At 66.1% G+C, this 14266-nt stretch carries 18 protein-coding genes; 17 read left to right on the top strand and 1 reads right to left on the bottom strand.

Annotated elements, in window-relative coordinates; translation table 11 throughout:
* The first annotated feature begins 5 nt into the window (after positions 1-5).
* From hpt to MUN23_RS07115, 16 genes are all read left to right on the top strand, one after another.
* On the top strand, positions 6-557 hold the full coding sequence (hpt, locus tag MUN23_RS07190; protein ID WP_056347981.1) for a hypoxanthine phosphoribosyltransferase: 552 nt from the start codon (positions 6-8) through the stop codon (positions 555-557).
* A 95-nt stretch (positions 558-652) separates the two neighbouring features.
* A complete protein-coding gene (locus tag MUN23_RS07185; protein WP_248763185.1) occupies positions 653-1768 on the top strand; it encodes a LacI family DNA-binding transcriptional regulator in 1116 nt (371 codons plus the stop codon).
* 72 nt (positions 1769-1840) lie between these two features.
* Positions 1841-3907 (top strand): ATP-dependent zinc metalloprotease FtsH, encoded by a 2067-nt coding sequence (gene ftsH / locus MUN23_RS07180; protein WP_248763184.1) that lies wholly within the window; start codon positions 1841-1843, stop codon positions 3905-3907.
* Positions 3908-3917: 10 nt separating this feature from the next.
* Complete coding sequence (gene folE, locus MUN23_RS07175) at positions 3918-4562, top strand: GTP cyclohydrolase I FolE (RefSeq protein ID WP_248763183.1); 645 nt, start codon at positions 3918-3920, stop codon at positions 4560-4562.
* A gap of 10 nt (positions 4563-4572) precedes the next feature.
* The gene (gene folP, locus MUN23_RS07170; RefSeq protein WP_248763182.1) at positions 4573-5493 is read left to right on the top strand and encodes a dihydropteroate synthase; all 921 of its coding nucleotides are present in this window, start codon (positions 4573-4575) and stop codon (positions 5491-5493) included.
* Positions 5494-5504: 11 nt separating this feature from the next.
* Entirely contained in the window at positions 5505-5864 is a 360-nt protein-coding gene (gene folB / locus MUN23_RS07165) for a dihydroneopterin aldolase (protein WP_248763181.1), read from the top strand.
* Complete coding sequence (gene folK, locus MUN23_RS07160; protein ID WP_248763180.1) at positions 5861-6400, top strand: 2-amino-4-hydroxy-6-hydroxymethyldihydropteridine diphosphokinase; 540 nt, start codon at positions 5861-5863, stop codon at positions 6398-6400. Before folB ends, folK begins: the two co-directional genes overlap by 4 nt.
* Positions 6401-6403: 3 nt before the next feature.
* A complete protein-coding gene (locus MUN23_RS07155) occupies positions 6404-6937 on the top strand; it encodes a DUF3180 domain-containing protein (RefSeq protein ID WP_248763179.1) in 534 nt (177 codons plus the stop codon).
* Positions 6918-7430, top strand: a complete 513-nt coding sequence (locus tag MUN23_RS07150) for a PH domain-containing protein (protein ID WP_248763178.1) — start codon at positions 6918-6920, stop codon at positions 7428-7430. The genes MUN23_RS07155 and MUN23_RS07150 overlap by 20 nt, the downstream gene beginning before the upstream one ends.
* Positions 7427-9088, top strand: coding sequence for a PH domain-containing protein (locus tag MUN23_RS07145; protein WP_248763177.1), 1662 nt, complete (start codon positions 7427-7429; stop codon positions 9086-9088). Before MUN23_RS07150 ends, MUN23_RS07145 begins: the two co-directional genes overlap by 4 nt.
* A complete protein-coding gene (locus MUN23_RS07140) occupies positions 9081-9971 on the top strand; it encodes a Rossmann-like and DUF2520 domain-containing protein (protein ID WP_248763176.1) in 891 nt (296 codons plus the stop codon). Before MUN23_RS07145 ends, MUN23_RS07140 begins: the two co-directional genes overlap by 8 nt.
* A 1-nt stretch (position 9972) precedes the next feature.
* The gene (locus MUN23_RS07135) at positions 9973-10899 is read left to right on the top strand and encodes a pantoate--beta-alanine ligase (protein ID WP_248763175.1); all 927 of its coding nucleotides are present in this window, start codon (positions 9973-9975) and stop codon (positions 10897-10899) included.
* 292 nt (positions 10900-11191) lie between these two features.
* Positions 11192-11413, top strand: coding sequence for a hypothetical protein (locus tag MUN23_RS07130; RefSeq protein WP_248763174.1), 222 nt, complete (start codon positions 11192-11194; stop codon positions 11411-11413).
* Positions 11394-11651 carry a hypothetical protein gene (locus MUN23_RS07125; RefSeq protein WP_248763173.1) on the top strand — a complete coding sequence of 86 codons (258 nt, stop codon included), beginning with the start codon at positions 11394-11396 and terminating at the stop codon, positions 11649-11651. Before MUN23_RS07130 ends, MUN23_RS07125 begins: the two co-directional genes overlap by 20 nt.
* Positions 11652-11777: 126 nt before the next feature.
* Positions 11778-12473, top strand: coding sequence for a GAF and ANTAR domain-containing protein (locus tag MUN23_RS07120; protein ID WP_248763172.1), 696 nt, complete (start codon positions 11778-11780; stop codon positions 12471-12473).
* A gap of 9 nt (positions 12474-12482) precedes the next feature.
* Entirely contained in the window at positions 12483-13193 is a 711-nt protein-coding gene (locus MUN23_RS07115) for a GAF and ANTAR domain-containing protein (RefSeq protein WP_248763171.1), read from the top strand.
* A 9-nt stretch (positions 13194-13202) separates the two neighbouring features.
* Here the strand turns inward: MUN23_RS07115 and MUN23_RS07110 are convergent, their stop codons facing one another.
* The gene (locus MUN23_RS07110) at positions 13203-13484 is read right to left on the bottom strand and encodes a hypothetical protein (protein WP_248763170.1); all 282 of its coding nucleotides are present in this window, start codon (positions 13482-13484) and stop codon (positions 13203-13205) included.
* Positions 13485-13717: 233 nt separating this feature from the next.
* Between MUN23_RS07110 and MUN23_RS07105 the strand changes: the two genes are divergently transcribed.
* Positions 13718-14245 carry a TetR/AcrR family transcriptional regulator gene (locus MUN23_RS07105; protein ID WP_371875988.1) on the top strand — a complete coding sequence of 176 codons (528 nt, stop codon included), beginning with the start codon at positions 13718-13720 and terminating at the stop codon, positions 14243-14245.
* Positions 14246-14266: the final 21 nt, after the last annotated feature.

Here is a 14266-nt window from a genome sequence, read left to right as displayed (position 1 = left end):
CATTGGTGGATTCAAACGACGTCCAGGCAGACCTCAAGCACGTTCTCTACACCAAGGAACAGATCCAACAGCGGATCGCTGAGCTCGCTGCGCAGATCGACAAGGACTACGAAGGCCGCGAAATCCTTCTGGTCGGTGTACTCAAGGGCGCTGTGATGGTTATGGCCGACCTCGCCCGCGCGCTCCACAGCCACGTTTCGATGGACTGGATGGCAGTGTCCTCCTACGGCTCCGGCACCCAGTCCTCGGGTGTTGTCCGGATCCTCAAGGACCTGGACACGGACCTGATGGGCAAGGACGTCCTGATCGTCGAAGACATCATTGACTCCGGCCTGACCCTGTCCTGGCTCAAGACCAACCTGGAATCCCGCGGCACCGCTTCCGTGGAGATCTGCACCGCCTTCCGCAAGCCCACGGCCGCCAAGGTGGAGATCGACGTCAAGTACGTCGGCTACGACATCCCCAACGAGTTCGTGGTGGGCTACGGCCTGGACTACGCCGAGAAGTACCGCAACCTGGACTTCGTGGGCACGCTCGCCCCGCACGTTTACGAGTAGCCACTCTCGCCGAGGTGGCATTTCACGGCAGTCGCACCAACGGACACTGCCGCGAAATGCCATCTCGCTGCATTTAAGCGGTCGGGGGAGAGAAATTGAGCAACAAGAACATTGGCATCAAGGACGTAGCAGTCGCCGCCGGGGTGTCCGTCACCACCGTCTCGCACGTGCTGAATGATGTCTCGTACGCGCGGATCAGCAGCGAAACCCGGGCGAGGGTGAAGTCTGCAGCGGCGCAGCTCGGCTACGGCCCCAACCGCCTGGCCCAGGCGCTCCGTACGCGGCGCACGGGGTTACTTGGACTGGTCAGTGAGGACATCGCCACCACGCCCCATGCAGGCAGGATCATTCTTGGCGCAGACGATGCGGCGCGTGCCCGCGGCTACAACCTCATGATCGTCAACACTTCCATTTCGGCCAGCCCTGGATCCCGAAATGCAGACGTTGAGGCGCTTCTGGAGCGGCGGGTTGATGGCATCCTCTACGCCACCATGTACCACCGTATTCTGGATGTTCCAGGGAATCTCGGCTCGGTCCCGTCGGTCCTGGTGGACGCGGTCAGCAGCAGGTCAACCATCGCCGCCGTTGTCCCCGACGAAGAAGGAGGGGCCAAAACGGCGGTCACAGCCCTGCTGGCCGCCGGGCACACACGCATCGGCTTTCTGAACAGCACCGATGACGTGCCTTCCAGCCACGGCCGCCTCCGCGGATTCGCGGACACCTTATCGGCGGCAGGGCTCGACGGCGCTGCCGCCCCCGTTCAAACCGGACCATCCGAGGTGCAGGGCGGCTACGAGGCAGCACTCAGGATGCTGCAGCTCAGCAAACCTCCCACCGGCATCTTTTGCTATAACGACCGAATGGCCATGGGCGCCTACCGGGCCGCGGCCGAGCTGGGGCTTTCCGTCCCCGCCGACCTGTCCATTGTGGGCTTCGATGATCAGGAGCTCATCGCCGGCAACCTCCATCCGGGCCTCACTACGGTGGCCCTGCCGCACTACGAAATGGGTGCCTGGGCCACCGGCACACTGATTGACGCCATCGAAGGCAAAGCCGATCTGGCCGGACTTGCGCTGCAACCCACGGTTCTGGACTGCCCCCTGGTGACCCGGGGATCTGTGGGACCGCCGCCGGATCCCGCTACGCCCAGAGGGAACTTTTGCGCGGCACCGTGCGTGAATTACTCCGAACGGTGTATAGCTAGTAGCTGATGCAGCACCACACGCGCGCAGACTCACTCGCCGTGCAGCACTACCAGGAGGGACGGGGCCAGCCCCGAACAGATGAAAGCTAAGAGTTTCTTCAAGGGCCCGGGCATCTGGATCGTTGTTGTGATCGCCATGCTTCTCGTGGCTTTTGCAACACTGGCCCCCGGTGGTGCGGCACGGATCGATACGGACAAGGGCCTTGAGCTCCTCGCCGACAGCGGCAAGGTTGAGCAGGCGAAGATCTTCGACGGCGAAAACCGCGTTGACCTGACCCTCAAGGACAACCTGAACGTCAACGGGCAGGACAAGGGCAAGAGCGTCCAGTTCTTCTTCGTCGACGCCCGCGCCATGGACGTGGTCAAAGCAGTCACCGCTGCCAACCCCGCGAACGGCTACACGGACCAGCCGATCGAAAGCAACTGGTTCTCCGGCCTGCTCTCGCTGCTTATCCCCGTCATCCTGCTTGGTGCGCTGTTCTGGTTCCTGATGACCCGGATGCAGGGCGGCGGCTCGAAGATCATGCAGTTCGGCAAGTCCAAGGCCAAGATGGTCAACAAGGACATGCCGCAGGTGACCTTCGTTGACGTAGCCGGCGCGGACGAGGCTGTGGAGGAGCTCCAGGAAATCAAGGAGTTCCTGCAGGAACCGGCCAAGTTCCAGGCCGTAGGCGCCAAGATCCCCAAGGGCGTGCTGCTGTACGGTGCTCCGGGAACCGGCAAGACCCTCCTGGCCCGTGCCGTCGCCGGTGAGGCCGGCGTGCCGTTCTTCTCCATCTCCGGCTCGGACTTCGTGGAAATGTTTGTCGGCGTGGGCGCGTCCCGTGTCCGCGACCTTTTTGAGCAGGCCAAGGCCAACTCTCCGGCCATTATCTTTGTCGACGAGATCGACGCCGTCGGCCGGCACCGCGGTGCCGGCATCGGCGGCGGCAATGACGAACGCGAGCAGACCCTCAACCAGTTGCTGGTTGAAATGGACGGCTTCGACGTTAAAACCAACGTCATCCTTATCGCTGCCACCAACCGCCCCGACGTCCTGGACCCGGCACTGCTGCGTCCGGGCCGTTTTGACCGCCAGATCTCGGTGGACGCCCCGGACCTGATCGGCCGCGACCAGATCCTGCAGGTGCACGCCAAGGGCAAGCCGATGGCCCCGGGCGTTGACCTCAAGGCCGTGGCGAAGAAGACCCCGGGCTACACCGGTGCGGATCTCGCGAATGTCCTGAACGAGGCAGCCCTGCTGACCGCGCGCTCCAACGCCAACCTCATCGATGACCGTGCCCTGGACGAGGCGATCGACCGCGTTATGGCCGGCCCGCAGAAGCGCAGCCGCGTGATGAAGGAACACGAGCGCAAAATCACCGCGTACCACGAGGGCGGACACGCCCTGGTGGCGGCCGCGCTGCGGAACTCGGCGCCGGTCACCAAGATCACCATCCTGCCCCGCGGCCGTGCCCTGGGCTACACCATGGTGGTCCCGGAGAACGACAAGTACTCCATCACCCGCAACGAACTGCTGGACCAGATGGCGTACGCGATGGGCGGCCGCGTGGCGGAGGAGATCGTCTTCCACGATCCCTCCACGGGAGCCTCCAATGACATCGAAAAGGCCACCTCCACGGCCCGCAAGATGGTCACCGAGTTCGGCATGAGCGAGCGTGTCGGCGCAGTACGCCTGGGCCAGGGCGGCGGCGAACCCTTCCTGGGCCGCGACGCCGGGCACGAGCGCAACTACTCGGACCAGATCGCCTACGTGGTGGATGAGGAAGTGCGCCGCCTGATCGACCAGGCGCATGACGAGGCCTACGCCATCCTCACCGAAAACCGGGATGTCCTGGACCAGTTGGCCCTGGAACTCCTGGAACGGGAGACCCTCAACCAGGCCGAGATCGCGCACATCTTCACGGACATCCGCAAGCGTGACTTCCGCGAGGTGTGGCTGTCCAAGGAGACCCGTCCGGTCCAGCAGGCCGGCCCCGTGGAATCCCGCCTGGAGAAGTCAGAGCGCGAAGCCCAGGAGGAAGCCAAGGAGGCCCGTCTCGAAGAACCGCTGGACGCGCTGCCGCCGCACCCGCAGGGTGTCCCGAATGACGCCGCGTTCCAGGGCGGCATCCCCGACTCGGGGCCTGACGCCACGCACGGCTAAGCTTTCTCCTGTGACTCACTTCGACGACGACGACGCTCCCGCCTCCGCCGGACACCCGGCGGAGGACGGCTCCCACCACAAAAAGCACGAGAAAGTGGACCGGCCCCGGATCGAGGCGGCAGTCCGTGAAATCCTCCTGGCCATCGGCGAGGACCCGGACCGCGGCGGCCTCGTAGACACCCCCAGGCGGGTGGCCAAGGCCTACGCCGAGGTGTTCTCGGGACTGCACCACGATCCCGCGGACGTCCTTTCCACCACCTTCGACCTGGACCACGAAGAACTGGTCCTGGTCAAGGACATCCCGTTCTACTCAACGTGCGAGCACCACCTCGTCCCGTTCCACGGGGTTGCCCACGTTGGCTACATTCCCTCCCACGACGGCAAAGTGACCGGGCTCAGCAAGCTGGCACGCCTCGTGGACATCTACGCCCGGCGCCCCCAGGTGCAGGAGCGGCTCACCACCCAGATCGTCGAAGCAATGGTCAGCCACCTCAAGCCGCGTGGCGCGATTGTCGTTGTCGAATGCGAACACATGTGCATGTCCATGCGCGGTGTCCGCAAGCCCGGAGCAAAGACCGTCACCAGCGCGGTCCGCGGGCAGCTTCATGACCCGGCCACCCGTGCCGAAGCCATGAGCCTCATCCTCGGAAGGTAAGTATCAGACCATGGACTCACTCGCTGCAGCCCCGGGAACCGGGCCCGCAACATCTCCGCTGCCCATCCTGCGCAAACCGCGCCCGGCCGCGAAATTCGCGGACCTGCCCACCGGCCGCACCCTGGTCATGGGCATCCTGAATGTCACCCCGGACTCCTTCAGCGACGGCGGGAAGCACCCCACGGCGGACACTGCCATCGCGGCGGGCCTGCGGATGTTCTACGCCGGAGCGGACATCATCGACGTCGGCGGCGAATCGACGCGCCCCGGCGCGGAGGACGTCAGCCCGGAGGAAGAACAGCGCCGGGTGATCCCCGTCATCGAGGCCCTGGTCAAGGCGGGAGCCCTGGTCAGCATCGACACCACCCACGCCGCCACGGCCGCCGCTGCCCTGAAGGCCGGCGCCGCCATCATCAACGATGTTTCGGGGCTGACCATCGAACCTGAGATGGCCGAGCTCGTGGCCGCGTCCAAGGTCCCCTATGTGCTCACGCACCGCCGCGGCGACGCCCGCACCATGGACTCCCTGGCCCAATACCAGGACGTGGCCGGCGAAGTGGTGGCTGAACTGGCCGGCGTCCGCGACAAGCTCTACGCAGCCGGGGTGAGCAAAGAGCAGATCATCATTGACCCGGGCCTGGGGTTCGCCAAGAACGACGCCCAGAACTGGGAGCTCCTGCAGCACCTGGACCAGCTGGGCAGCCTGGGGCACAAGGTCCTGGTGGCTGCCTCCCGCAAGCGTTTCCTGGGCACACTCCTCACGGTCGCCGGCAAGTCCGCCGCCCCCGAGGAACGCGGCGCCGCCACGGCCGCCATCACCGCGATCAGCGCATTCCGGGGGGCCTGGGCCGTCCGTGTGCACGACGTCGCTCCAAGCCTTGACGCCGTCAAGGTGGCCGCGCGGATGGCCGCCGCCCCTACCACCACCTAGGCCGGGCACCCATGGACAGGATCACGCTGAGCGGTGTCACCGCCGTCGGCCATCACGGAGTCTTCGATTTCGAGCGCCGTGAGGGCCAGCCGTTTGTGGTGGACGCCGTGCTGCACCTGGACTTCGCCAAGGCGGCAGTGTCTGACGACGTCCGGGACACTGCCCACTACGGCGAAGTGGCTGAGCGGATCAAGGCCTGGATCACGGGGGAGCCGCTGAACCTGATCGAGGCCCTGGCCGTCCGGATCGCCGATGGCCTGCTCGCCGAATTCACCATCCAGGCCGTGGACATCACCGTCCACAAGCCCAAGGCACCCATCGAGGTGCCCTTCGGGGATGTGGCTGTCAGCGTGCACCGGGAGCGACCATGACCGGCGGGTACACCAAAGCCGTCCTGGCCCTCGGCAGCAACCTGGGCGAGCGGAACGACACCCTGTCCGAGGCCGTTGCCGACCTTGTGGACCCGCCGGAGGTTCGCCTGCAGGCCGTTTCCCCGGTGGTCCAGACCAAAGCCGTGGGCGGCCCGGCCGGCCAGCCCGACTTCCTGAACATGATCATCACCGTGGAAACCACGCTGTCCCCGACGGAACTGCTGAAGCACTGCCAGGCGGTGGAAAACAAGCACCTCCGCGTGCGTGAAGTGCGCTGGGGGGCGCGGACGCTCGACGTCGACATCATCACCTACGGCGACCTCACCAGTGACGACCCGGTGCTGACCCTGCCGCACCCGCGCGCGGCCGGACGCGCCTTTGTGCTGTATCCGTGGTCGCTGATCGAGCCGGCGGCCACCCTGGGCGGGGAACGCATCAGCGAGCTGGCTGCCCGTGCCCCCGACTTTGACGACCTTGCCCCGTTCGACGGTTTCGGCGATTACGACGGCGTCCCCACAGCCGGGGCGGTCGAGTAACCGGTGAAGCCCATCAACCCTGTCCGCCTGCTGCTGATCGGCCTGGTCCTGACCGTGGCCGGCTGGTCTACAACCGTGGTGACCACACGCTACAGCATGGCCACACCGGTTCTTCCGGCTACCGCGCTGGCCACCATGGGCGTGATTGTTGCCATCACCCTGGTGCTTGGCATCCGTGTTCTCCGGTGGCGCAACAGCACCAAACGCAAAAAGGCGCTGGACCCGATCCTGGCCGCCAGGACCCTGGTGCTGGCCCAGGCGTGCGCTTACGCGGGCACCGTCCTGCTGGGCTGGCATGTCGGAATCTTCCTGGACCAGCTGCGGATCTGGAACCTGCGCAGCGACCAGGCCATCACCTGGGTGGCAGTCGCGATCGCTGCCGGCGGTCTGGTGATGATCGTCGTCGGCCTGCTGGTGGAGCGGTTCTGCAAGATCCCGCCCGAAGACAGCGACGCCGCGCCCGGTGACGGGAAACCCGGCCGCGCGGCCCGCGGGGAAGCAGCGGGGGAAGGCGAATATGCGTACAGAGGCGATTGATCCGCCGGGCATTACCTGGCAGCGGGTATCCCCGAAATACGTCACGGTGCGGCTGGTGCAGTGGGCCATCGGGAACCTGGTCACGGTGATCGTCCTGGGCCTGCCCCTCGTTCTTGTCCTGCTCGGCTGGTGGCGGTGGCCGCCGCTGTGGCTGGCCATCACCGTTCCGGCGGTGTCTCTGGTTCTGGCAATCTGGCGGCTGCTGCTGATTCCGCGCCAGGTGCGCGCCATCGGTTACGCCGAGCGCGACGATGACCTGCTGATCCGCGGCGGCATTTTCTTTCAACGGACCATGACGGTTCCCTACGGCCGCATGCAATACGTGGACATCGGCGTGGGCCCGGTGGAACGCGGGCTGGGACTCTGCACGCTCAAACTCCACACCGCCTCGCCCGGAACCAACGCCACCATCCCCGGCCTGCCCGCTGCGGAAGGGGCACGCCTCCGCGAGCAGCTGGCCGCCCGCGGTGAAGCGAGGCTGGCAGGGCTGTGACGGCAAACGTTCCGGAGGCCGGCGCACCGACCGCGGTTCCGGTGGCGCCCGACGGCGAGTGGCTGCGTGTGCACCCGGCGTCCGCGTTTGTGCGCGGCTGGGTGGCCCTGGCGGCCATCGGTTTCTTCTTCGGGCGGGACTTTTTCGAACGGTTGCTGCAAGGCCGTCCCCTGTTCGAGGAGGACTTCGCCGGCCGGGCACCCTGGCTGGTGGCCGGCGGCGGCATCGTCCTTGTGGTGACCGTGCTGGGCTTCATCCTGACCTGGTACTTCACCAAGTACCAGGTCGCCGAAGGGTACGTCCGGGTCAACTCCGGCTTCCTCTTCCGCCAGCAGCGCCAGGCCCGGCTGGACCGTGTCCAGGCCATCGATATCGTCCAGCCCCTGCTTGCCAGGATCTTCGGCCTGGCCGAACTCAAGTTCGAGGTGGCCGACGCCGGTGAATCGGCCGTCAAACTGGCCTACCTGCGGATGGACGACGCCCGCCAGCTCCGGGCCACCATCCTGGCACGGGCCGCAGGCGTGGTCCCGGACCCGGCCCGGCCGCAGGAGGCCGCGCCCGAGGCACCCGAATATCCGGTGCTGTCCGTGCCGCCGTCGCGCCTTATCGGTTCCCTGCTGCTCAGTGAGCAGAGCTTTTTTGTGGTGGTGGGCGGGATCGCCGCCGTGATCCTGTCCGCCGTGACGGACAACCGCGGCTTCTTCTTCTACCTGATCCCGGCGGTGCTGGGCCTCGCCGCCAGCTACTGGGGCTTCTTCAACAAGGGCTACAACTTCACCGCTGCCATTTCGCCGGACGGGATCCGGCTCCGCTACGGGCTGCTGGACACGCAGGCGCAGACGCTGCCACCGGGCCGGGTCCAGGCGCTGAAAGTGGCACAGTCCCCGCTGTGGCGGATCTTCGGCTGGTACCGGATCCAGGTCAACGTGGCCGGCTACGGCGCGATCGAAAGCAACGGCGAGACGTCGTCCCGGACCACGCTGCTGCCCGTGGGCAAGCTGGCCGACGTGATGAGCATGCTCGCACTCGTGCTGCCGGATCCCGGAACACCTGAACCCGGACGCATCTTCGCTGCCGGGCTCTCGGGGCTGGATTCCGACGGCGGCTTCGTCACCACGCCGCGCCGCGGCAGGTTCCTCGCGCCGCTGGGCTGGCGCCGCAACGGCTTTGCCACCACCGACACCGCCCTGCTGATCCGCTCGGGCCGGTGGTGGCGGGAACTGGTGATGGTCCCGCACCAGCGCACCCAGTCCATGGCCCTTCACCAGGGTCCGCTCGCGCGGCGGTTCCGTGTGGCGGACCTCGTCCTGCACACCACGGCGGGACCGGTCTCGCCGCGGCTCACCCAGGCCGGGCTTGACGAGGCCCGAGGCCTTTTTGATGCACAGTCCGCCCGCGCCCGGCTCGCCCGCAAGCGGCAGACCAGTGAACAATGGCTGGCAACAGTGGCGCCGGCTCCGGTGGTTGAGCCTGTCGAAACCGCAAGTCCGGTGGTTGAGCCCGCTCCGGTGGTTGAGCCTGTCGAAACCGCTAGTCCGGTGGTGGAGCCCGCTCCGGTGGTTGAGCCTGTCGAAACCGCTAGTCCGGTGGTGGAGCCCGCTCCGGTGGTTGAGCCTGTCGAAACCAGTCCCCAACAGGAAGGCCCGCAACGTGGCTAAGCCCGGGCGCCTTGGCGTCGGAATCATCGGTGCCGGGAAAGTTGGCGCCGTCCTTGGCGCGGCGTTGCGCTCGGCCGAGCACGCCGTCGTCGGGGTTTCCGCGGTGTCCGAGGCCAGCCGCGAACGGGCGGAGACGCTGCTGCCGGGCGTGCCCATCCTGGAGATCCAGGAGATTGTGGAACGGTCTGAACTGGTGCTCCTGGCCGTGCCCGACGACGCCCTGGCCGGACTGGTGGACGGACTCGCCAAACTCGGGGCGTGGCAGCCCGGACAGATCGTGGCGCACACCTCAGGCAGGTTCGGGGTGGGGGTGCTACGCCCGGTGCGCGCCGCCGGAGCCATCCCCCTTGCACTGCACCCCGCCATGACGTTCACGGGCATGAGCCTGGACCTGACACGACTGCTGGATTGCACCTTTGGCGTGACCGCCGATGCAGCGATGCTGCCCATTGCCCAGGCGCTGGTAGTGGAGATGGGTGCCGAACCCGTGGCCATCGCCGAGGGGGACCGGACGCTGTACCACACGGCCCTCGCCCATGGCTCGAACCATATGGTCACCCTGGTGGCGCAGGCTTCGGAGCTGCTCCGAGACGTTGGCGTCGACGCGCCGGAGCGGATGCTGGGGCCTTTGCTGCGGGCCACGCTGGAGAACGCGCTCGCCTCCGGCGAGTCGGCGCTGACCGGTCCGGTGGCCCGCGGTGATGTGGGGACAGTGGCGGCCCACGCCGAGGCGTTAAGGGAGTACGACGCCGGTGCGCACGGCGATGTGCTGGAGGCTTACCTCGCCATGGCCCGCGCCACGGCACGGCGGGCCAGCAGCCGGGGGCTGCTCAAAGAGGATCAAGTGGGGGCCCTCCGCGCGGCCCTGGAAGAGGGAAACTGACATGGCCACTCAACTGGTGACAACTGCCGTTGAGCTCAGGGAGGCGAGTGCACGGCTGCTCGCGCAGAAGGCGGGCAGGTCCCAGGGCCTGGTGCCAACCATGGGCGCGCTGCACGAAGGCCACGCCCGGCTGGCGCGCACCGCCGTCGAACAGAACGACGTAGTGGTGGCGTCCATCTTTGTGAACCCGCTCCAGTTCGGCGATGCGGTGGATCTGGACCGGTACCCCCGCACGCTCGACGCCGATCTTGCCCTGCTTGAGGAACAGGGCGTGGACCTCGTGTTTGCGCCTCCGGTGGAAGAGGTCTATCCCGGCGGCGAGCCGCTGGTCCGCGTGACCGCCGGCTCCCTGGGGGAAAAGTGGGAAGGCGCCTCACGGCCGGGCCATTTCGACGGTGCCCTCACCGTGGTTGCCAAGCTGCTGCACTACTGCATCCCCGGCTCAGGGCTTCCGCCGGCCGGTGCTTTTGCCTCCGGCGGCGGGGGACTGCCGGCCTATCGGGCCTATTTCGGGCAAAAGGACGCCCAGCAGCTGGCGCTGGTGCGCCGTATGGTGGCGGACCTGAATTTCCCCGTCGAAATTGTTGCCGTGCCTACCGTCCGGTCCGCGGACGGGCTGGCCCTGTCCAGCCGCAACCGGTTCCTCTCCGCAGAGGAGCGCGAGGCCGCCCTGGTGTTGTCACGGGCGCTGCGGCTCCTGGCGGAGCGGGCAACTGCCCACCAGCCGCTTGATCTGGAATCGGCCCGGGCCATGGTTGAATCGCAGTCGTTGGTGGGACTGGACTACTTCGATGTCGTGGATCCGCTCACCCTTGAGCCGCTGGCCGAGAACTGCCGGAAAGTCCCGTTCCGCGGCGAAGGCCTGGCTCTCATCGCCGCCAAGGTAGGGCCGGTCCGGCTGATCGACAACGTGCCGCTCAGCAGCTGATAAGTAGGGTCCGCTTCCGGGGCACGCAAGGCCTCGGATCCCTGTCCGTCTGTCCCGGCATCCGCTATGCTGAATTTGTTGCCCCAGACCCTGGCATCGCCTTATTTCGGCGTACCCCAGGAGGACAAATTTCACGCAGGGCACCCCATACTTCTTCCGCAGTTATCCTCGGCCTTTTGTGCTGCCCGGCTCCTGTCTGCCCGGCGCAGCCGCATACACGGCAAGCGGGATGCTCGCGTGCATTCCCCATCCCCGTGGCCTGCCGGCCACGCTCAAGTCAGGAGCGAATCCAATGATCCGCACAATCGATGACGGGCTGTCCTATCTCGTCAAAGTGAATCACGCGTCCGTCCTGGACGACTATTTGAATTCGGCCGTTGACATGGCCCGCCAGTATGCCGCCAGCACTGGCCTATGCGGGATTCTGGTAACCCGCCATGCGCACGACACCTATACCGTTGCGGTCAGCGAGGCCGTACCTTTCGGAGAGACCCGTGAGCGCCACGATCCCTAAGGTTGAGGAGGCGATGGCCAACCACATCGCAGCTGACGGATTCACGCCGATCGGGTGGCAGGCGTACGAAATTATCTACTCGATCCTGGGGGACCCGGCACCGGATCTGGCCGACGTCAAATGGCGCCTTCGCAGGTGTGTGGCCGCCCACCCGGGCGCACCGGAACGGGCCTTGCGTGACCACCTGATGGTCACCTCAGAGATGGCCAATGCCAACGGCCAGGAAGGGCGGGACTGAGGCCCGGTCGGCGACGACGGGCGGGTTCGACGCAATCTGTATCCTTGAAGTGACAACTCCGCCGTTCCGGTTCAGCCTGCAGCCGGATCTTTCACCGCGGGATGATTCAGGGATCAGAGGCTCACCATGGACATTGCACCCGATATGGTTGCCGGTGACCAGAACGTGTGTGCTCCATATCTGGAGAAGCTGCCCATAACGGGTGCCGCGGTGTCCCTCTTCGGCGGCTCTGCCGCGGAGACCCTGGTCTCCGCCAGCGACGAACTCGCCGCCCGCCTGGACGAACTGCAGTTCAACCTCGGCGAAGGCCCGCGGTGGCGGGCCCACAAGACCCGCTTGCCCGTGCTGATCCCCGACGCACAGTCCACCGCCGACGACGAATGGCCCATGTTCCGGCAGGCGATCGCCGGGACGGACGCAGCCGCGCTGTTCGTTTTTCCACTCACAGTAGGCGCGATGGACCTCGGTGTTGTTGAGCTGTATCACGCCGTTCGTGGAAACCTGAACCGGTCGGACCAGTCGATGGCGGCCGTACTTGCCGGGCAGACTTCCTGGTACCTCCTGCGCAAGATCCTGAGCCTCAGCGCACCGGATACGGACCCAGCCCTGGAGCCGGCGCTTATGTCGCGCCGCGAGATTCACCAGGCCACCGGGATGGTCCTGGCGCAGTCCGGTGCTACGGCAGCGGAATCCTTGCTTTTGTTGCGTGCCTACGCTTTTGCCAATGACCTCACGTTGGGGGAGACAGCCGCCGCTGTGCTCGAAAGAAGGCTCACCTTCGACACCGACAAGGGTGGGGCCAGCGGACCTGCCCTGCAGTAAAATAGGGCCATGGTAACCAGTACCCGCGCCGAGCGCGCCAGTGTGGCGTTCGTCAAGCTCACTGACACGCTGGTGGCCGACTACGACGTCGTGGATCCTCTGCATGTCCTGGTGGAGGAATCCGTGGGTCTCCTTGACGTCGCAGCCGCGGGTCTGTTGCTTGCCGATCCCAGCGGAGAACTGCAGGTTGTCGCATCCACCAGCGAGCAGAGCCAACTCGTCGAGGTGCTCCAGCTTCAAGCCGGAGCCGGTCCCTGCGTTGAGTGCTACCTGACCGGGGCGGCAGTCTCAGTGGACGACATTGCCGGGCTTACCAAGTGGCTGGGCTTCCGCCAAGCCGCGCTGTCGCAGGGCTTCCGGTCCGTGCATGCTGTGCCCATGCGCGTTCACGGCAGGATTATCGGGGCCATGGGTCTGTTCGGCGCCCGGGAGGGTTTCCTGACTGCAGAGGATGCCGCGATCGGCCAGGCGCTTGCCGACGTCGCCACCATCAGCCTTATGCAGGAACGCACCATCCGGGAAGCGGTACTGGTCAACGAGCAGCTGCAGCTGGCCTTGAACACCCGGGTGCTGATTGAGCAGGCCAAGGGCGTCATTGCGCACACTGCCGGAGTGGATATGGACGCGGCATTCAACCTGCTCCGGAACCATGCCCGCGCCAACAGCCAGAGCCTGCACATGACCGCCGGGCGCATCGTGGACCGCAGCCTCACGTTGTAAGGCCGGCCGTTACTGCGGTGATTCAGCCTGCGGGTCGCGGTTGAGCATCAGCTGCTGAAGGAGTGCACGTTCGGGCTTGCCGGGGTTCTGGGCGACGCAGCGGCGCAACCGGGCCCGGGACAACTCCTCGCCCGGAACTGTTCCGCGGAGCACCTCATCAATGATTTCCTGCGCCTGCCACCGCAAGGATTCCCGGGCGAAGTGCCGGATCTCGGCGGACGCAGCGGCACTCTCTATCCATGGGTCAGTGTCGCCGCCCGGGATAAAATCGTACGTTCGCTCTGCTGACATCGGGGCCTCCTTGCACCAAGCCGACGGGGCCTTTACGGGGTTCCGTCGGCGTCATAGCACTGCGTCTGGGAAAACATTACAACGAGTAAGACCGGTCTGTCTGCACCTTGGAGTAAACTATTCCTACGATGATTTCCGATGCAGACCACACTGCAGAACCCGCGCTGTCTCCGGCGGATTTACCCGCCGAGGCGGCAGTTCTGCCTGCCGATTCCCGGAGCCGAATCCTGGCTGTGGCTTATGAACTCTTTTCCCGCCGCGGTGTGCGGGATGTGGGTGTTAACGAACTGATCGAACGTTCCGGCGTGGCCAAGGCAACTTTTTACCGGCACTTCCCGTCCAAGGACGCGCTGGTTCTGGCGTTCCTGGAGCAGCGGGACCAGGTATGGACAGTTGATGCCATCGTTGGCCAGGCCAAACTGCGCGGCACTACCCCCACTGAGCAGCTCCTTGCCATCTTCGACGTCTTCGGCGACTGGTTCCTGCGCGACGACTTCGAGGCCTGCTCCTTCATCAACATCCTGCTGGAAATGGGCCCGGCCCATCCCCTGGGCCAGGCCAGCATCGACTACCTGGCCAGGATCAGGGGCCATGTGCAGGACCTCGCCGAGCAGGCAGGGTTGGACCGCCCGGAGGATTTCGCCCGGTCGTGGCACATCCTGATGAAAGGGTCCATCGTCTCAGCCACCGAAGGGGACACCCAGGCGGCCAAGCGGGCCCAGCAGATGGCCGGCTGGCTGATTGAGCACCACCGCAGTTAACCACCCGGCGCGAGCGGACAC

The sequence above is a fragment of the Pseudarthrobacter sp. SSS035 genome (assembly GCF_023273875.1).
Taxonomy (GTDB): Bacteria; Actinomycetota; Actinomycetes; order Actinomycetales; family Micrococcaceae; genus Arthrobacter.
The sequence above is the reverse complement of the archived record's forward strand: the minus strand, read 5'-3'. Positions and strand labels throughout refer to the sequence as shown.

Bases quoted from the DNA above. Each gene is read 5' to 3' on its own strand.
- ftsH (WP_248763184.1), top strand. From the start codon at position 1,841: ATGAAAGCTAAGAGTTTCTTCAAGGGCCCGGGCATCTGGATCGTTGTT.
- folP (WP_248763182.1), top strand. From the start codon at position 4,573: ATGGACTCACTCGCTGCAGCCCCGGGAACCGGGCCCGCAACATCTCCG.
- folB (WP_248763181.1), top strand. From the start codon at position 5,505: ATGGACAGGATCACGCTGAGCGGTGTCACCGCCGTCGGCCATCACGGA.
- folK (WP_248763180.1), top strand. From the start codon at position 5,861: ATGACCGGCGGGTACACCAAAGCCGTCCTGGCCCTCGGCAGCAACCTG.
- MUN23_RS07150 (WP_248763178.1), top strand. From the start codon at position 6,918: ATGCGTACAGAGGCGATTGATCCGCCGGGCATTACCTGGCAGCGGGTA.
- MUN23_RS07135 (WP_248763175.1), top strand. From the start codon at position 9,973: ATGGCCACTCAACTGGTGACAACTGCCGTTGAGCTCAGGGAGGCGAGT.
- MUN23_RS07130 (WP_248763174.1), top strand. From the start codon at position 11,192: ATGATCCGCACAATCGATGACGGGCTGTCCTATCTCGTCAAAGTGAAT.
- MUN23_RS07120 (WP_248763172.1), top strand. From the start codon at position 11,778: ATGGACATTGCACCCGATATGGTTGCCGGTGACCAGAACGTGTGTGCT.
- MUN23_RS07115 (WP_248763171.1), top strand. From the start codon at position 12,483: ATGGTAACCAGTACCCGCGCCGAGCGCGCCAGTGTGGCGTTCGTCAAG.
- MUN23_RS07110 (WP_248763170.1), bottom strand. From the start codon at position 13,484: ATGTCAGCAGAGCGAACGTACGATTTTATCCCGGGCGGCGACACTGAC.